Origin of the sequence: Streptomyces sp. NPDC018019 (genome assembly GCF_044327805.1) — a bacterium.
GTDB lineage: Bacteria > Actinomycetota > Actinomycetes > Streptomycetales > Streptomycetaceae > Streptomyces.
Genome location: NZ_JBIRGD010000002.1, coordinates 124,095 through 141,095, shown reverse-complemented (window position 1 = coordinate 141,095; position 17,001 = coordinate 124,095). Strand labels below are relative to the sequence as shown.

Here is a 17,001-nt window from a genome sequence, read left to right as displayed (position 1 = left end):
CTGCGCATCGCGTCGTACGGGCCCGGGGGCACGCCGCGAGCCGGGGCGCGAGACGGCTCTCAGCCCGCCAGCTGCCGGGCCAGCGCCGCTATCGCGTCCGGCCCCACCCGGCAGCAGCCCCCGACCAGCCGGGCCCCCGCGGCGGTCCAGGCCGCGACGCGGTCCGCGGTGAAGGCCGGGGTGCCGCACCAGGCGCGTGCCCGCGCGTCCCAGTCCTCGCCGCTGTTCGGGTAGACGACCACCGGTTTGCCGGACACGCGGGCCGCCACGGCCACCGCCCGGTCCGCGTCCTCGGGGGTGCAGCAGTTCACGCCCACCGCGACCACCTCCGGGACGTCGGCGGCGAGCGCGAAGGCGTCGGCCAGCGGCTGCCCGGCCCGGGTGTGCTCCCCGGCCGCGCTGAAGGACAGCCAGGCCGGTACGCCCAGGCCGCGCACCGCGCGGAGCAGGGCACGGGCCTCGTCCGCGTCCGGCACGGTCTCCAGCGCCAGCGCGTCGGGTCCGGCCGCGGCCAGTACCTCCAGGCGCGGGCGGTGGAAGCGCTCCAGTTCGGCCACCGAGAGTCCGTAGCGGCCCCGGTATTCGGAGCCGTCCGCGAGCATCGCGCCGTACGGACCGGCCGACGCGGCGACGTACCGCGGCCCGGGGGTGCCGGCCGCCGATGCCTGACGCGCCGCCTCGCGCGCCAGCTCCACACTGCGGCGCAGCAGCCCGGCGGCCTCCGCCGCCCCGATGCCGCGCGCGGCGAACCCCTCGAAGGTCGCCTGGTAGCTGGCGGTGATCGCCACCTGTGCTCCGGCCTCGTAGTACGCGCGGTGCGCCGCGACCACGGCGGCCGGGTCCTCGGCGAGCAGCCGCGCCGACCACAGCGCGTCGCTCAGGTCGTGCCCGGCGGACTCCAGTTGGTTGGAGAGGCCGCCGTCCAGGACGAGCGGGCCCGCGGCGAGGGCGTCGGCGAACGGCGGGACGGCGGCGGTGCTCATGCCCCCAGCCTCTCACCCCGGGGCCGGCGCCCGCCCGTGCGGGCTCACTCCGCCTGCACGGCCTGGATGTCCAGTTCCACACGGATCGTGGCCCCGATGGCCGCGATGCCCCGGGCGAGCATCTTGCGCCAGTCGAGCGTGAAGTCCTCGCGGTGCAGCTCGGTCACCGCGCTGCACGCCGTACGCGTCTCGCCGCTCATGCCGGTGCCGATGCCCAGATAGCGGGTGTCCAGCTGCACCGACCTGCTGACGCCGTGCAGGTGCAGCACCCCCTGCACGGACCAGCGGGCGCCGCCCTTGTGCACGAACCGCTCCCCGGCGAACTGGAGATACGGGAAGCGCGCCACGTCCAGGAACTCGGCCGACCGCAGGTGGTCGTCGCGCATCTTGACGCCCGAGTCGATGCTCGCCGCGTCGATGGTCACCTCCACCCGCGAGTTCCGCATGTCCGGGGCGATCCACAGGCCGCCCTCGAAGTGGTTGAACCGGCCGTGGATCTCGGCGAGCCCGATGTGCCGGGCGGTGAAGCGGATGGACGAGTGGTCCGGGTCCAGCCGCCACTGCCCCGGCGTGGGCATCGGCGGCACCGGCGCCGGCTCCAGCTGGAGCGTCCGGGGCGCGGTCCGCTCGCCCTCGGTGACCAGGCTGTCGAACCGCTCCGGCCGGAAGCCGTCGCAGGTGACCACCACGTGGTACGCGGCGGGCGCGAGCGTGGCGGTGAACATGCCGTTGGGGTCCGTCTGGCCACGGGTGACCTCGGTGCCCTCGCCGTTGCGCACCGATATGCCCGCCCCGGCCATCGGCAGCCCGACGGGGTCCTGGACGCTCAGATCCAGCGCCCCCGCGCCGCGCGGGATCGGGGCCGGGGCGGAAGCTCTGCGGGCGGAGCGGTCACGAAGGCGGGTGAGGATGGCGAGCGCCATGGCAGGACGGGGCCTCTCGGTCAGTTGTGTCGAAAAAGGTGCATCTCCATCCTGTCATTGGTTTAGACCGCTGATGACGACACCTGTCAATACCCGCTGAAACGTGATCTATCGCACTGTCCGCATCTCGTCCCGCGGCGCGCGGTGAACGCCGGCTCGGTGCGGGGCGGAAGCCGGCGCGCGGCGGCACGCGCTCGCAGGCCGGCGATTCGGCGTCGCCTCGCGGAAGGCGTCACGTGGCCACCGCAGGTCCCGGTCCTCCAGGAAGTGTCCCGGCTCCTGTGCCCTTGAAGTGTCCGGTGGCGCGCCGCGACTGCCCATGAATGGTTGATCCCTGAAGTATTCGTGCTGCGTCGAACCTTCCCCGAGTGCCCGCGTCCCCGTGGCGTACATCCCGGCCCGCCCGTTCCGGTTCCGGCGGTGAGAACCCGCCGTCCCCGGGCACCCGGGCAGCATGAACGATTCACCGAAGAACCCGGACCCGGCACCGGAGCACACCGCCGGCCTGGAGCCGGGCGGCGGCGTGCCGCCGGGCGAGACGCCGCCCGCCGAGGGCAGCACTCCGGACGCCGGGCCGCTGGAGACCCACAACCCCACCCGGGGCTGGTCCAAGGGCCCGGTGCTGGTGCTCGCCGTCGTGGTCGTCCTGGTCGCGGCCTTCTTCATCGCCCGTATCTGGGGCGCGTAGGCGGCAGGTCCGCAAGCGGGCCGCCCCCCCGGCACCGAAGTGCGCATGCCGCCCCGGCGCCGGGGGGGGGCAGCCGTACGCCCATACGTGCGTACGGAAAAGGGCCTCACAGGGCACCCACGGACTCCTCCGCCCCACCGCGCAGTACCGCGAGCGCCGCGGCCGGGTCCTCGGCCGCCGGTCCGGCGGGTGCCCACTGCCCGCGCTCCTTCCGGTACGGCCACCAGCGGCCGTCGCGCCCGTACCTGAGCTGGGCGTCGCCGCCCACCACGGTCCACCGGTTGCGGTCGTGGCGCAGCCGTGGTGGCGCCTCGTCCTCGTCCCAGGCGGCGGCGAGCTGGGCGGTGGCGCGGGCCATGGCCGTCGGCTCCGGCGTCCACTCCTCCTCCAGGACCGCGAGCGCCGGGGCGCCGCCGTACTCCCATGCCCGTACGGCCAAGGCCAGTGACCTCGCCGTACGTCCGGAACCTGCCGCCAGCCGCGCCGCGATCCGCGGTTCCGGACCCGCCGCCGCCAGCCGCACGGCGTCCTGCGCACCGGTCAGCGGCGTCTGCGGCGGGCTGTCGGCGTGGCCGGGGGACAGCGCGTCGGCGAGCAGCCGCTGGGCGCGCGCTGCCGTGTCGCTCACCAGGAATTCCAGCGCTGCCACCTCCACCCCGGGCGCCGGATCGGTCCCGCCACCGAGGACGGGCGCTGCGCCCGGCTCGTCCACGAACGGCGGGGGCGCGGGCAGCGGCGGCAGGATGTCGCGCGCCGTATACGCCTCCGCCGCCGGTATGCCTTCAGGCTCCGCCGGTTCTTCGGCCGGGGCACTGGACGTGCTTTCCTCCGCGGCTTCCCGCGCGCGCGACGCGGTGCGGGCCTGAAGGTCGTCCAGCAGCTCCCGTTCACCCCGCCCGCGCATCAGCAGCAGCACGAAGGGATCCTCGTCCAGCAATCGCGCCGTCTGATGGCAGAGCGCGGCGGTGTGGGCACAGTGGTCCCACGCTCCACAACCGCACTCCGCCTCCAGGTCGCCGATCCCCGGCAGGAGCTCGATGCCGACCGCTGCCGCGTCTTCCACCAGGTGCGGCGGCATGTCGTGATCCAGCAGCGCGGCGATGTGCCCGGCGCGGTCCGCGACCAGGTCCAGGAACCGGTCCCAGTCCGCCGCGTCCAGCTCCTGGAGCAGCACGTCACAGCGGTGCGGTGTGCCGTCGCGGTCCTGGACCACCGCGGTGATCCGGCCCGGCCGCACGGAGACCGCGCCCACCGCCCCGGCCCGCGCGTGCCGGCGGCCCTGTTTGACCTGCTCGCCGTCGAGCGCGCTGTCGGCCAGCGCCTTCAGCCAGGCCAGCCCCCACCAGGTACGCGCGAAACCACGGCCGTGTGCCGGCGGCAGCGCGGCGAAGGTACGCTCCCGGCCCGGATCCGGCGGGCACCCGCCCTCCTGGTGGGCCGCACGGGTGTTCTCAGAGGTGTCGGTCATCGCTCGCTCCCTCGCAGTGCGACCAGGTCCGCCAGCTCGGCGTCGGAGAGTTCGGTCAGAGCGGCCTCGCCGGAGCCGAGCACCGCGTCCGCCAGCCGCTGTTTGCGCGCGAGCATCCCGGCGATCCGGTCCTCGACCGTGCCCTCGGTGACCATCCGGTGGACCTGCACCGGCCGTGTCTGGCCGATGCGGTACGCGCGGTCGGTGGCCTGCGCCTCGACCGCCGGGTTCCACCAGCGGTCGAAGTGCACGACATGGGAGGCCCTGGTCAGGTTCAGACCGGTGCCCGCCGCTTTCAGCGACAGCAGGAACACCGGGACGTCACCGTCCTGGAAGCGGCGCACCATCTCCTCGCGCCGCGCGACCGGGGTGCCGCCGTGCAGCAGCTGCGTCGGCACCCCGCGCCCCGCCAGGTGCGTTTCGAGCAGCCGCGCCATGCGCACGTACTGCGTGAACACCAGCACCCCGGCGTCGTCCTCGGCGAGGATCGTCGTCAGCAGCTCGTCCAGCAGCTCCAGCTTCCCGGAGCGGCCCGCGATCCGCGGCCGGTCCTCCTTCAGGAACTGCGCAGGGTGGTTGCAGATCTGCTTGAGCGAGGTCAGCAGCTTGACCACCAGGCCGCGCCGCGCGAGGCCGTCCGCCTCCGCGATCTCGCCCAGCCCCTCGCGCACCACCGCCTCGTACAGCCCGGCCTGTTCCTTGGTCAGCGCCACCGCGCGGTCGGTCTCCGTCTTCGGCGGCAGTTCGGGCGCGATGCCCGGGTCGGACTTGCGGCGGCGCAGCAGGAAGGGGCGGACGAGCCGGGCCAGCCGGTCGGCGGCGGCCGGGTCCGTACCGCCCTCGACGGCGGTGGCGTAGTGCGTGCGGAAGCGGCCCAGCGGACCGAGCAGGCCCGGCGTGGTCCAGTCGAGGACGGCCCACAGCTCCGACAGGTTGTTCTCGACCGGTGTGCCGGTGAGCGCCACCCGGGCGCCCGCCGGCAGGGTGCGCAGCGCCCTGGCCGTCGCGGAGAACGGATTCTTCACGTGCTGGGCCTCGTCGGCGACGACCAGCCCCCAGCGGGTGCCCGCCAGCTTCGCCGCGTCCAGCCGCATCGTGCCGTACGTGGTGAGGATGAACTCGCCGTCCACCAGGCCGTCGAGGCTGCGCCGGTCCGCGTGGAAGCGCCGGACCGGCGTGCCGGGCGCGAACTTCTCGATCTCCCGCTGCCAGTTGCCCAGCAGCGAGGCCGGACAGACGACGAGCGTGGGACCGGCGGCGGCCGGGTCGCCCTGGCGGTGCAGGTGCAGCGCGATGAGCGTGACCGTCTTGCCCAGGCCCATGTCGTCGGCGAGACAGCCGCCGAGACCGAGCGAGGTCATCCGGTGCAGCCAGCCGAGCCCGCGCAACTGGTAGTCGCGGAGGGTGGCGGCGAGCGCGGGGGGCTGGGCGAGGGGCGGCTCGGAGGACGGACCGGGCGTGTCCTTGTGCGCCGCGTCGGCGTCCGCGTCTGTCGTTCCGGGGGCGGCGGTGTCCACGTGTGCCGTGCCCGCGTCCGCTTCGGTCGTTTCCGGACCGGCCGTGTTCGTGTGTGCCGCGCCCCTGTTCGTCGTTCCCGGACCGGCCGTGTCCGGTGCCGCGAGCCGGTCGCGGAGGCGGGCCAGCCAGCCGGACGCCTGTACCGCCACGCGGGTGCCGTCGTCGGACTCGACGGTTCCGGTGAGCGCCGCGCCGAGCGCGTCGATGGGCGTCACCTTGCGGTCCTGGCGGTCGCGGGCCGTACGCAGCGCCTCCGGATCGACCAGCACCCACCGGTCGCGGAGCCGTACGAGCGGACGCCCCGACTCCGCCAGCCGGTCCAGTTCCGCCCTGCTGATCTCCTGGTCGCCGACGGCGAAGCGCCAGCTGAAGGAGAGCAGCGCGTCGGCGGAGAGGAAGGACGGCAGGCCGGACCCGGCCCGGTCCGGCCCGGTGGGGTCCGGTGCGGCGGGGCCGGGCGGCTCGGCGTGGTCCCGGCCGTCGTGCGCCTCGTGTGGTGCGCCGTCCTGATCGGGCGGCCCCACCACGGCCCGGGTGCTCAGCCCGCGTACCAGGCCGGCGGGCCAGTGCACCTCCACACCGGCGGTGGCCAGCGCACGGGAAGCCGGGCCGAGCAGTTCGGCGATCTCCTCGTCCGCGAGGTCCACGGCGTCCGGTACGGCTGCGGACAGCAGGGGCGTGAGCGGCGTCCAGGCCGCGGCGGCGCGGCGCAGCGTGAGCAGGGTGTCCATCCGGGCCCGCGGGCCGAACGCCTGCCCGGCCGGTGTGGTGCCCGCCCACACCTCGGACGCGTCGGCGACCCGGGCGGGATCGGTCGGGTCGTGCAGTTGGAGGACTGCGGTGAAGCCGGTGCCACCGGGAACGGAGGAGCCGGTTCCGGTGGGTGTGGCTTCGGTGGTCGCGGTTCCGGCGGGTCCGGTTCCGGTGGGCGTGGTTTCGGCAGGCCCGGTTTCCGTCCCGGGCAGCCCCGGGACCTCGATGCGCAGGGATATCCGTACGCCCGCGTCGTGCCCGGCCGCCACGTCCGCGGCCCAGGCGCGCTGTTCGGGGATGTGCTGCGGTTCCGGGGCGGCGAAGGCCGGACCACCGGTGGCCAGGGCGGCGGCGGGGGAGCGGGGCAGCCCGTCCGCCACCGCGTCGAGGAAGTCGCGTACCAGACGCTCGGGTTCCGGCAGCAGGACGGGACCGGCGGTGCCGGGCAGCGGAACGGCGTGCGCCTGCGGCGGCAGTGCCGCGGCCAGTTCGCGCAGCCGCTCGATGTCGGCGGGGTCGAGCGGGCCCATCCGCCAGGCGTCGTGCCCGGAACGGCTCACTCCGGGCAGCAGCCGCCCGCGGGCGGCCAGATGCAGCGCCAGCACGGCCGCGGCGCCCCAGAAGGCTGCGGCCGGGTCGGCGGTACGGGCCGTACGGGCACGGGTGAGGACGGGAAGGGCGGCGGTGACGGGCAGCACGACGGCCGGTACGTCACGGAGTTCGATGCCGGAATCCGCGCTGCCGGTGCGGAGTTCCGCGCCGGGGGCGGGCACGGCGACGGTCAGCGTCTCTGCCGGGAGCCCGGCGCCGATGCCTGCTGCTGGGGTTTCGATGCTTTCGGGGTCTCCGGGGTCTCCGGGGTCTCCGGTGTTCCCGGTGTTCCCGGTGTTCCCGGTGTTCCCGGTGGTCGGGGCGCTTCCGGTATCTCCGGCGGCTCCCGTACCTCCGGCAGCTCCCGTACTTCCGGCTGCGTCGAGGGGTTCGTCGACGGGACCGCCGTCCGGACGCCAAAACGCGACCCGGCCCATACGGGGCGGATCGGCGGGGAGGAAGACCGCGGCCCAGCGGGAGAGCGCGGACGTCGGGGTGGTGGGTGCCGCGGGAGGGATGGCCACGTGCAGCTAGCTCCTCAAGTTTGACTACTGGCGACCGGAGCGCCGAGGGTACAGCACGGCCGGGCGTTCTGCCGACCGCGGTCGCGGCACGGGGGATCACCGGCGCGCGGAGGGAACCCATGGGGCCGGAAAGGCGTTCACCGGGGTAGAGAGAGCGCGGCATCCGCCGCGGAAGGGACGGCAAAGATGTCCGTGAACGCAAAGGTCGCCGTCGGCGGCGTCGCGGTGGGCGTGATCCTGCTGTGGCTGCTGCCGTTCTGGGCGGCGCTGCTGGTCATGGTGGGTGTGCCGGTGGTGGCCTACCTGGCGCTGGACCCCTCGCAGCGGCGCCGGCTGCGGCGTGTGACCCGCAAGGAGATAGGGCGCTGACCACCTGGCCGGTGACCGCGCGCCCGGCGGCGTGAGCCGGGCGGTCGGCAGACCGCGACGACGTCCCCGTCAGCGGACCCGTGGAGCAAGGAACGGTCCACGGGTGGGGCGGCGCCGCGCCATCCCAGTGTCGTCCTCACGCGATCCCGCGTGCCGTCCCCGCGCCGTCCTGTACGCCTCCTCCGTACCGTCTCAGGCCGGCCGGACCGCCAGCGCCTCCAGCGAGCGGAGCAGCCCCGGCAGCTCAGGCCCGCGCCCCACGGGCAGCACCTCGCCCGGCTGTTCGTCCAGGAGGACGAACGCGATGTCGTCGGTACGGGCCACCATGCTCCACCCGGGTCCGTCCACCCGCAGCGTACGGGCCCCGCCCGCGGCGAAGGACGAGCGCACCCGCCCCGGCGGCGGAGGCTTCGCCTCGTAGGCGCGGGCTTCGGCCAGCGCCCGCTGCACCCCGGCATGCGGCCGGGTCCCCGGATCGACGAACGTGACCCCGTCCTCGACCTGCTCGCGCCAGGCCGCCCACCTCAGCGCGATCTCGTCCGCGCCGAGCCGCCGCTGCGCGGGCCCCCACTGCGTGGCGTCCGGCGGCCTGAGTACGGCCGGACCGCCGTCCTCCGGTTCGGGGTCGTGCGGCGCCGGCACGCCCGGTGCCGCGACGGCGAGCGCGAGCGGCCAGCCGGGCAGCGCCTCCACGACGGTGTCCTCGCCCGGCGAAAGGTCGTATTCCATCCCGCAGTCCCAGGCCGCGACCGCGCATGCGACGAGCGAGACGTCGTCCGTCACCACCGTCCAGCGCGCGCCCTGCCCGTCCTGTCCGAGGACGAGCCCGTATCCCTCCGCGTACGGTTCCAGGCCGAGCCCGGCGCACACCTCGGGATAGTCGTCACCGAGCACGCTCGGGAACTGCGCGGGCGTGAGCAGCACCGCCGTCAGTACGAGCAGTTGGTCCTCGGCGGTGCCGTCGGGCACGGCCCCGCCGGCGCTCCCGGCCGTGGACGTACCGGCGCTCTCGGTCGACACTCAGGGCCTCCCCATCCGACGCGCTCCGCTCCGCCCGGCTCCGTACCGCGCCGCGGGGGCCGGCCCCGGGGCGGCCCGCGCCGGACCCGGACCGGCCCGATCGCTCCGATCAGTCGTCGGCGCACCCTAGTTGGCCGGGAGCCGGTTGTCACCAGCCGTACCGGACGGCCCTCGGGGCGCCGGCAGGTTCAGCAGGTGCCGGGCCACGGCCTGCGGTGACTCGCCGCGCTCCCGCGCGAGCGCGATCACCGCCCGGCAGGCCAGCTCGTTGATGCCGAAGGCGAGCGCTTCGGGGGAGACCCATTCCGCCGTCTCGGCACTGCGTTCGTCGTCGTCCTCGGCGCACGCCGCCACATGGGCCGCCGCGGCCTCGAATATGTTGTGCCGGCGCCCCCTCGCCCCCGGGGCCCGGGGCGGGTCCTCGTCCCGCATTCGCCCGGCCGTGCGGGCGCGGGTGAAGAAGTCCTGAAGGCTGCGGAGCAATCCGGAGATCCCGCGCAAGAATCCGGTCATCGTGTCCCCCATTCCCGGTTCCCGTTCCGGTCGTTCCAGTGTGCACCGGCCCCTTACGATGGGAACTTCGACGACGAAAGGGTGAGGTTCCCGGTGCGGCGATATGACTGGCTCAGGGAGATTCAGCGGCTGGACCCGGAGCGGGACTTCCTGCGCATCCACCGCATCACCACGACGTACGAATTCCCGTGGGACGTCGCCCGAGCACTGGAGCTGGCGCTCTACCGCACCTACGCCGTTCCCCGCATCGGCCGGCTGCTCGCCGAGACCGCGGAGCTGACCGACCGTACGCAAAAGCGCTACGACGACACCGCGCTCCTCCTGGACACGGTGATGGAACACGGTTTCGACTCCGAGGACGGCCGGACCGCGATCCGCCGCATCAACCAGATGCACCGCAGTTACGACATCACCAACGACGACATGCGGTACGTGCTCTGCACCTTCGTGGTGGTCCCGAAACGCTGGCTGGATCTGTACGGGTGGCGGCGGCTGAGCGAGCACGAGAAGCACGCCGCGGCCGTCTACTACCGCACGCTCGGGCGCCACATGGGCATCACCGGTATTCCGCAGACCTACCAGGAATTCGAGCGCTGCCTGGACGACTACGAGCACGCGCACTTCGGCTGGGACGAGGGCGGGCGGCGGGTCTCCGACGCGACGCTCGGCCTGATGGCGGGCTGGTACGGCCCGCTGGCCCCGGTGGTCCGCGGCGCGAGCATGGCCCTGCTGGACGACACCCTGCTGGACGCCTTCCGGTACGAGCGCCCCAAGCCCGCCGTCCGCGCCGCGGTGCGCGGCGCGCTCCGGCTGCGCGCAAAGTCCGTCCGCCTGCTCCCGCCGCGCCGCCGCCCCCACTACGCCCGCCAGAACCCGGAAATCAAGGGCTACCCGAACGGCTATACCGTCGCCGAACTCGGCACCTTCCCCAAGGGCCGCCCCACCGGGGGCTGCCCCGTGCCGCACTGAGCCGACTCAGGCGCCGTGACGCACGGCCATCGCCAGATAGCACGCGTCCTCGTCCACGTAACGCACCAGGTGCCACCCGGAACGCGCCAGCAGCGGCCGCAGATGGGGCTCGGCCCGTACATCGTCGGGGGTGATCCGGCGTCCCTTCCGCGCTGCCAGGGCGGCGCGCCCGACGGGATGGAACAGCGCCAGCCGGCCTCCGGGCCGTACGGTTCTGGCCAGTTCGGCGAGGCCCGCCCCGGCGTCATCCAGGTGGGACAGCAGCCCGGCGGCGAAGACCGCGTCGAGCGCGGCGTCCGGCAGCGGGAGCCGGTGCACGTCCGCGAGCAGGAGGGGCGCCAGGCGCCCGCGTCCGGCCCGTACGGCCGCCGCCAGCATCTCGGGCGTGAGATCGGCGCCCAGCACCGTACCGCCCGCCCCGACGGCTGCCCGCAGGGCGGGCAGCGCCCGCCCCGTGCCGCAGCCCGCGTCCAGGACCCGGTCACCCGGCCGCAGCTCCAGCGCGGCGACGCCCGCCTGGTAGGCGGGACCGTCGTCGGGGAACCGCGCGTCCCAGTCGTGGGCGCGGGAGGCGAAGAATTCCCGTACGTCATGGACCTGATGAGCGCCCTCGGCCGCTCCGGCGGTGTCATCGTTCATACGGGAACTGTAGAGGCCGCTGGTGACGGGGCCGGAGGGGACGCGGACGGCGCCGGGGCGGCGGTCGGGCGGCGGTGCCGGGGCGGCGATGGTCGGCGCGGCAACCGTTTCCCCTCGATGTCTTACGTTCCCGGCCGCCCGGGGTAATCATGCTGGCATGACGGACACGGGGAAGTGGAATTTCGTCGACCATTTCGGTGCCGATCCCAAGGGCCTCGTCGACGCGGCGGCTCTCCTGCAGAACGCGGTCACCACCATCTGCAATGCCGGCGGCGGAACGCTGGTGATTCCTCCCGGCCGCTACCGGATGCACAGTCCGGGAACGACGGTACCGGGCACGGGAACAGTGGTACCGGACTCGGGAAACCTGACCGTGATCGCGTACGGCGCTCATGTCTTCCGCAGCGACACCTCCACCATCGACACGCTCTGGGGCGGTGGTTTCTCGCACGACGGCTACAACGGTCCGTCCAACATCAGTATCCGCGGCGGCCTGTGGGACGGCGGCGCGAATAACCCGCTGCATCTGGACATGTTCGCCTTCTGCTCCGCCGAGAACATCCTCTACGAGGACCTGGTGGTGGAGAACATTCCGGACTGGCACGCGATCGAGTTCCACGGCGTACGCAACGGTACGGCCCGCAACTGCACCTTCCGGCGCTTCAAGGCCACCACGCCGACGCGGTTCTTCTCCGAGGCGATAGAGGTGCAGGAGGCTCCGGACGGGACGCACAGCACCAACATCGTCGTGGACGGCTGCTCGGCGGACGGGTACGGAGCCCTGGTGGGCACGCACACGGCCACCTTCCCGGGCCGTTTCCACGACGGTATCCGCGTGGTGAACAACCGGATCACCAATGCCAAGAACTATGCCGTGCGCGCGCAGAACTGGCGCCACGCGGTCATCGCGAACAACATCATGGCGGACTGCAACAGCGGAATCCAGGTGCAGGTGGATCCGTCCGCGCAGTACCAGTCGTGGTTCTGGTCGCAGACCGAGGACATCATCGTCTCCCACAACGTCCTGACGCACATGGGCCTGACGAACCAGCCCGGACAGGGGCCCCGTTACGCCACCATCGGCGTCTACGGAATGTCGGACACGCCGATGGAGAACGTCGTCGTGACCGGGAACATCATCCGCGACTGGGCCAGTTCGCACGGCATCGCGCTGCAATACGTCCACGAGGGCGTCGTCACCGGAAACGTCGTGAAATACAGCCGGGGCGGCGACGGCACCGCCATCCTGTTCACCTCCTGCTCCGGCGGAACGGCCACGGGAAACAACATCCGCTACGCCGGTTCCGGCATAGTCGGCGCCGAGGTGTCCGCCGGAAACAGGGTCAGCCTGCGGTGAATCCGGCTAACCGGTCACCCGGGCCAGGGAGAATCCGTCATGGCCCTTGGCGCCCACGGTCTGTACGGCCGTCGCGGTCAGGTTCGGATGTTCGGCGATGAGTTCCAGGAAGCGGCGGATGCCGCGGATCGAGGGGTCCGTGCTGTCGGCGTCGGCGACCTCCCCATGGCGCACGACGTTGTCACCGACGATCAGGCTGCCGGGGCGGGTCAGTTCGAGGGCCCGCTCCAGGTAGTACGGATTGTTGGCCTTGTCCGCGTCGATGAAGACCAGGTCGAACGGCTCGGTGTCCTCGGCGGCCATTTTGGCGAGGCTGTCGAGCGCCGGGCCGACGCGGACCTCGGTACGCTCCGCGAGCCCGGCGCGGGCCAGATTGGCGCGGGCGATGTCGGCGTACGAAGGGTCGGCCTCCAGGGAGATCAGGCGGCCGTCGGCGGGCAGGGCGCGGCCGAGCCAGATGGTGCTGTAACCACCGAGCGTGCCGATCTCCAGGATCCGCCGGGCGCCCTGTATCTGGGCGAGGAGATGGAGCAGCTTGCCCTGGGTGGGGGTCACGTTGATGTGGGGAAGGCCGGCCGCCTCGCTGTCGCGCAGTGCGGCGTCCAGCGCCTCGTCGGCCGGGACGAGCAGGGAGTTGAAGTACGCGTCGACAGTGTTCCACCGTTGCTGGGACATACGGCCCTCCGCCTATCTAGTTAGGTTTGCTAATCAAGCTAGCAGGACGGATACGCCTGTTGGGGTGATTCACGCCGGGAAAGTTGACGTTGGACCGCTGTCCGGCCGGATGACTCCTCACGTCCCCGGATGACTCCTCACGTCCGGTGTCCCCGTACGTGCAGCGGCGTGAGGTAGTCGCACAACTCGCACCGCGGTGCGTCGCGGGCGGCCCTGATGCCGAGCAGCGGCTCTCCGCAGATGGCGACCAGCGGCCGCACGGGCGACTCCCGCGGATGGCAGATGCGGCAGACGTTGTGCCAGGGGCCGGCCTCGTTGTCTCCCGCGGCGGGCACGGCCGCGATGTCCGCGCCGGTACCGGTGGCCTCGTGGGTGGACATCATCAGCCTTCTTTCTCGCGCCCCGCCGGTGCGGCGACCGGCCCGCGGCGCGGGTTTCCCGCTGGTGGTGCCCGGCCGGGCAGCGGCCGGGGCTTTCTCCCGAAGCGTACGAACTTGTCAACTCCGTGCCACGCTGTGTAGCGAAAGGAGTACGGTCCTCGCCATGGTTTTCGACGTGCGTGACGCACCCCGCGAGGAACCCCACGACGTACCTGTAGCGCCTGCCGACGGGTCCGCAAACACCTCGGACGACACCGAGATGGCCTTGAAGATCCTGGTGGCGGGCGGTTTCGGGGTCGGCAAGACGACCCTGGTGGGTGCCGTGAGCGAGATCCGGCCGCTGCGCACGGAGGAACTGCTCAGTGAGGCGGGCGCCGCGCTGGACGACGCCCGGGACGTGGTGCGCAAGACCACGACCACGGTGGCGATGGATTTCGGCCGCATCACCATCAGGTCCGGGCTGTCCCTCTACCTCTTCGGGACACCGGGACAGGACCGTTTCTGGTTCCTGTGGGACGACCTGGCGCAGGGCGCCCTGGGGGCCGTCGTCCTCGCGGACACGCGCCGGCTGGAGGACTGCTTCCCCGCCGTGGACTATTTCGAGAACCGCTCGATCCCCTTCCTGGTGGCCGTCAACTGCTTCGCAGGGACGCGCGCCTACGGCGCCGGCGAGGTGGCGCGAGCGCTGGATCTGGACCGGGGCACCCCGGTGGTGCTGTGTGACGCGCGTGACCGCGATTCGGGCAAGGAAGTGCTGATACGGCTGGTCGAGCACGCCGGGCGGGTGCACACCGCCCGGCTGCTGGACTCGGTGGGATGAGGAACGCCGTCTTCCGGTGGCACCGCCGCGACGCGGCCGGGTGTCAGGCGGCGAGGTCGGCGACCGCGACGACCTTGTCGATCCGGACCCGTACCAGCAGTTCGCCCGGGACGCCGTTGCGCGCCCCGTACTCCTCGGCGCGGTCCTCGCCCATGTAGCGGGCCGCGATGCGGGTCGCCCAGGCGCGCACCTCGGGCAGCTCCTCGCTGGTCTCGGCCCGGCCCTCCACGATCGCGAAGCCGAACGGCGGCCGGTCGTCGTCCACACAGAGCGCGACCCGGCCGTCCCGGGCGATGTTGCGGCCCTTGACCGTGTCCGCGCCGGTGTTGAAGACCAGGTCGTCGCCGTCCAGGAGGAACCACACCGGCGCGATGTGCGGGCTGCCGTCGGCCCGTACGGTCGAGAGCTTGCCCGTGCGGGTGCCCTCGGACAGGAAACTCCGCCACTCGTCCTTGTTCATTTTGCGTGCCATACCGCCATCCTGCGTCATCCGGCGCGAACGGGCCCCGCGAACGCGCCCGCGCGGCCGGGACGCTTGCCGGGACGGCAGGGGTGGGACAGGCTGGCACGGCAGTTGCCCAAGGGGACACGGGGAGGACGAAGATGGCGGCGAGCAGCGGACTCGACTGGTTGCTGGACGACCTGACCGAGCGGATGGACCAGGTGCGGCACGCCCTGGTGCTGTCCAACGACGGGCTCGTGACGAGTGCGAGCGAGCGGCTGGCGCGGGAGGACGCCGAGCACCTGGCGGCGGTCGCGTCGGGACTGCACAGCCTCGCCAAGGGCTCGGGGCGGCACTTCAAGGCCGGGCAGGTGCGGCAGACGATGGTCGAGTTCGACGGCGGGGTGCTGTTCGTGACGGCGGCGGGGGCCGGCAGCTGTCTGTGCGTACTGGCGGGCCCCGAGGCCGATATGGGGCAAATCGCTTACGAGATGGCGCTGTTGGTCAACCGTGTGGGGGAACACCTGGGCGTTGCGTCCCGTCGGCCGGAAGGTTGTCCACAGCCCTGAAGCCGGGGGTTGACCGGGTGTCGTACCTCGCCGCTATCGTCGTCACTGTCGGTAACGATCCGACGGGAATCCGCATCGGATTCCTCGACCAGGCGATGACGGGGGAGTGTGTCATGACGGTGATGTGCGACGGGCGGCAGGTGTCCGCGACGCTCACGGTGGAAGGACCGCCGACTGCGGGGGAGACGCTAGCACCAGGACGGGCGGCCCGTGAACTAGGGCTGCGCAGCGGAGAGTTCGAGCTGGCGATGCAGTTGGGGGAGATCGCCACGGTTCCGCCGGGACCCGAGGCGCGGCCCGGACCGACCGGACCGTGGTGGCGGCGCCGGGTGCCGGCGGAGGAGGTCCGGCGGCTGCGCGCGGAGGAGGGTTTCCCCGACACCCTGCGTGAGCGCCTTCGGACGGTCGGCACGGCCGAGGCCGCCGAGCTGCTGGACATCGGTGCGGGCCGGTTCCTGCGGCTGGCCCGCGCGGGCTGCTTCGCCCCGGTCCGCTTCTACGTGAACCGCTACGGCGTCATGGTCTGGCTCTACCTGGTGGCGGAGCTGACGGACTTCGCCGAGCGCGAACCGGAGCTGCTGCGGGGCAGCGTCCCCGCGGTGATGCGGGTCATGCTCGACGGAGGACAGGACTGGCGTGGCCGCAAGTGGCGCAGCCGCCGGGTCGCCCAGCTGATGGGCCGGGCGGCGGACGGCTGGGAGTCGGCCGCGGTGATCGCGGCGGTACTGCCGCCGGAGGAACTGGCCTCGGTCGCGGACGACGCTCTGGAGCGTTCCGTGCTCCGCCGCCTGCGCCCCGCCCTCGCCCCACCCGCCACCGGCCCGGCGGCCCGGGAAGCGGTGGAGCGGGCGACGACGGCGGAAGAGTTCGACGAGGTGCTCTGGTACCGCGTCAATCTCTCCCGCGCCCTGGACCAGGCCCGCCGCCATCAGCCGGCCAAGGAGCGCCTGCGCCACCCCCCGAGGCCCGACACCTCGCCGGGACCACGGAGCGAACACTTCCGGACGGCCATGACCCCTGCCGTGACACCCCACCCGCCCGTACCGGCGTCGGCCTCACCCCCGGCCTTCCGCTCGACGCCACCTTTCCGGATCGGGGGCGACGACTGACGGGGGCGGACAGGGAAGGCCAGCGGCTCGGCTACCCGGTGGACTGGACCGTCTGACCGGCGACACCGCTGCCCGCCTCCCGGCGCCGGCCTGCACACCCTCACCCCCTCACAGAGAGGAGAAGCGGTCCCGGGACAGGGCGTAGACGGTGCACGGGCGGCCGAGGACGGTGTCCTCGCGCAAGGGCGTGAAGCCGAGGCGCCGGGCCACGGAGGACGACGCGGTGTTGTCGGGGTGGACCATGGCCGTGATCTGCCGCAGCTCCAGCGTGCCGAAGCCCCAGTCGAGGACGGCGCGGGCGGCTTCCGTGGCATAGCCGCGGCCCCAGTGCGCGCGGGCGAAGGTCCAGCCGATCTCGGTCTCGTCGAACTGCTCCCACCAGTTCAGCCCGGACCGTCCGATCGTCTCGCCGGTGCTCCTGAGTTCCACGGCGCACAGCCCGTGGCCGCGTTCGGCCCACTGCTGCTGTATGTCGTCCAGGCGTGCCGCGGCCTGTTCATGGGTGTACCTGCCGACGAACCGGCTGACCTCGGTATCGGCGTGCAGCCGCACCCACCATTCGGTGTCGGCTCCGGTGAGCGGGCGCAGACGGAGGCGTTCGGTGGTGATCATCGTCGTGGAGTCCTTGCCGATCATGGTGTGCCGGTGGGGTGTGTCGCCTCGTGGGGAGTTCGGTCTGGGGCCGGGGCAA

General features: G+C 72.9%; 18 protein-coding genes. 7 read left to right on the top strand and 11 right to left on the bottom strand.

Annotated features, from left to right (window positions below; genetic code table 11):
• Positions 1 to 59: 59 nt before the first annotated feature.
• Both mmuM and ACH4FX_RS03860 read right to left on the bottom strand, forming a co-directional pair.
• Positions 60 to 983, bottom strand: coding sequence for a homocysteine S-methyltransferase (gene mmuM / locus ACH4FX_RS03865; protein ID WP_398474822.1), 924 nt, complete (start codon positions 981 to 983; stop codon positions 60 to 62).
• 44 nt (positions 984 to 1,027) lie between these two features.
• Positions 1,028 to 1,906: a YceI family protein gene (locus tag ACH4FX_RS03860; RefSeq protein ID WP_398474820.1), complete on the bottom strand. Its 879-nt coding sequence runs from the start codon at positions 1,904 to 1,906 to the stop codon at positions 1,028 to 1,030.
• A gap of 454 nt (positions 1,907 to 2,360) precedes the next feature.
• On the opposite strand from ACH4FX_RS03860, the gene ACH4FX_RS03855 reads away from it, so the two are divergent.
• On the top strand, positions 2,361 to 2,594 hold the full coding sequence (locus tag ACH4FX_RS03855) for a DUF6480 family protein (protein WP_398474818.1): 234 nt from the start codon (positions 2,361 to 2,363) through the stop codon (positions 2,592 to 2,594).
• A gap of 106 nt (positions 2,595 to 2,700) precedes the next feature.
• Here ACH4FX_RS03855 and ACH4FX_RS03850 read toward each other — a convergent pair whose 3' ends face one another.
• Positions 2,701 to 4,062, bottom strand: a complete 1,362-nt coding sequence (locus ACH4FX_RS03850; RefSeq protein ID WP_398474817.1) for an SWF or SNF family helicase — start codon at positions 4,060 to 4,062, stop codon at positions 2,701 to 2,703.
• Entirely contained in the window at positions 4,059 to 7,448 is a 3,390-nt protein-coding gene (locus ACH4FX_RS03845; protein WP_398474815.1) for an SNF2-related protein, read from the bottom strand. The genes ACH4FX_RS03850 and ACH4FX_RS03845 overlap by 4 nt, the downstream gene beginning before the upstream one ends.
• Positions 7,449 to 7,634: 186 nt before the next feature.
• Here ACH4FX_RS03845 and ACH4FX_RS03840 point away from each other — a divergent pair, with 186 nt between their 5' ends.
• The gene (locus ACH4FX_RS03840; RefSeq protein WP_398474813.1) at positions 7,635 to 7,817 is read left to right on the top strand and encodes a hypothetical protein; all 183 of its coding nucleotides are present in this window, start codon (positions 7,635 to 7,637) and stop codon (positions 7,815 to 7,817) included.
• 192 nt (positions 7,818 to 8,009) lie between these two features.
• Here the strand turns inward: ACH4FX_RS03840 and ACH4FX_RS03835 are convergent, their stop codons facing one another.
• The gene (locus ACH4FX_RS03835) at positions 8,010 to 8,786 is read right to left on the bottom strand and encodes a hypothetical protein (RefSeq protein ID WP_398475494.1); all 777 of its coding nucleotides are present in this window, start codon (positions 8,784 to 8,786) and stop codon (positions 8,010 to 8,012) included.
• A 177-nt stretch (positions 8,787 to 8,963) separates the two neighbouring features.
• Entirely contained in the window at positions 8,964 to 9,269 is a 306-nt protein-coding gene (locus ACH4FX_RS03830) for a hypothetical protein (RefSeq protein ID WP_398475492.1), read from the bottom strand.
• Positions 9,270 to 9,443: 174 nt separating this feature from the next.
• Between ACH4FX_RS03830 and ACH4FX_RS03825 the strand changes: the two genes are divergently transcribed.
• On the top strand, positions 9,444 to 10,319 hold the full coding sequence (locus ACH4FX_RS03825; RefSeq protein ID WP_398474811.1) for an oxygenase MpaB family protein: 876 nt from the start codon (positions 9,444 to 9,446) through the stop codon (positions 10,317 to 10,319).
• Positions 10,320 to 10,325: 6 nt separating this feature from the next.
• Here ACH4FX_RS03825 and ACH4FX_RS03820 read toward each other — a convergent pair whose 3' ends face one another.
• Positions 10,326 to 10,958 (bottom strand): class I SAM-dependent methyltransferase, encoded by a 633-nt coding sequence (locus ACH4FX_RS03820; RefSeq protein WP_398474809.1) that lies wholly within the window; start codon positions 10,956 to 10,958, stop codon positions 10,326 to 10,328.
• Between the two features lie 88 nt (positions 10,959 to 11,046).
• Between ACH4FX_RS03820 and ACH4FX_RS03815 the strand changes: the two genes are divergently transcribed.
• Entirely contained in the window at positions 11,047 to 12,315 is a 1,269-nt protein-coding gene (locus ACH4FX_RS03815) for a NosD domain-containing protein (protein ID WP_398474807.1), read from the top strand.
• Positions 12,316 to 12,321: 6 nt separating this feature from the next.
• On the opposite strand, the gene ACH4FX_RS03810 is transcribed toward ACH4FX_RS03815, so the two are convergent.
• Entirely contained in the window at positions 12,322 to 12,990 is a 669-nt protein-coding gene (locus ACH4FX_RS03810; RefSeq protein WP_398474805.1) for an O-methyltransferase, read from the bottom strand.
• A 137-nt stretch (positions 12,991 to 13,127) separates the two neighbouring features.
• Entirely contained in the window at positions 13,128 to 13,373 is a 246-nt protein-coding gene (locus tag ACH4FX_RS03805; protein WP_398474803.1) for a hypothetical protein, read from the bottom strand.
• A 256-nt stretch (positions 13,374 to 13,629) separates the two neighbouring features.
• On the opposite strand from ACH4FX_RS03805, the gene ACH4FX_RS03800 reads away from it, so the two are divergent.
• Positions 13,630 to 14,190 (top strand): GTP-binding protein, encoded by a 561-nt coding sequence (locus ACH4FX_RS03800; protein ID WP_398475490.1) that lies wholly within the window; start codon positions 13,630 to 13,632, stop codon positions 14,188 to 14,190.
• A 43-nt stretch (positions 14,191 to 14,233) separates the two neighbouring features.
• Here ACH4FX_RS03800 and ACH4FX_RS03795 read toward each other — a convergent pair whose 3' ends face one another.
• The gene (locus ACH4FX_RS03795; RefSeq protein ID WP_398474801.1) at positions 14,234 to 14,662 is read right to left on the bottom strand and encodes a PPOX class F420-dependent oxidoreductase; all 429 of its coding nucleotides are present in this window, start codon (positions 14,660 to 14,662) and stop codon (positions 14,234 to 14,236) included.
• Between the two features lie 131 nt (positions 14,663 to 14,793).
• On the opposite strand from ACH4FX_RS03795, the gene ACH4FX_RS03790 reads away from it, so the two are divergent.
• Complete coding sequence (locus tag ACH4FX_RS03790; protein ID WP_398474800.1) at positions 14,794 to 15,201, top strand: roadblock/LC7 domain-containing protein; 408 nt, start codon at positions 14,794 to 14,796, stop codon at positions 15,199 to 15,201.
• 113 nt (positions 15,202 to 15,314) lie between these two features.
• The gene (locus ACH4FX_RS03785) at positions 15,315 to 16,310 is read left to right on the top strand and encodes a DUF6397 family protein (RefSeq protein ID WP_398474798.1); all 996 of its coding nucleotides are present in this window, start codon (positions 15,315 to 15,317) and stop codon (positions 16,308 to 16,310) included.
• A gap of 108 nt (positions 16,311 to 16,418) precedes the next feature.
• Here the strand turns inward: ACH4FX_RS03785 and ACH4FX_RS03780 are convergent, their stop codons facing one another.
• On the bottom strand, positions 16,419 to 16,946 hold the full coding sequence (locus ACH4FX_RS03780; RefSeq protein WP_398474796.1) for a GNAT family N-acetyltransferase: 528 nt from the start codon (positions 16,944 to 16,946) through the stop codon (positions 16,419 to 16,421).
• Between the last annotated feature and the right edge of the window lie 55 nt (positions 16,947 to 17,001).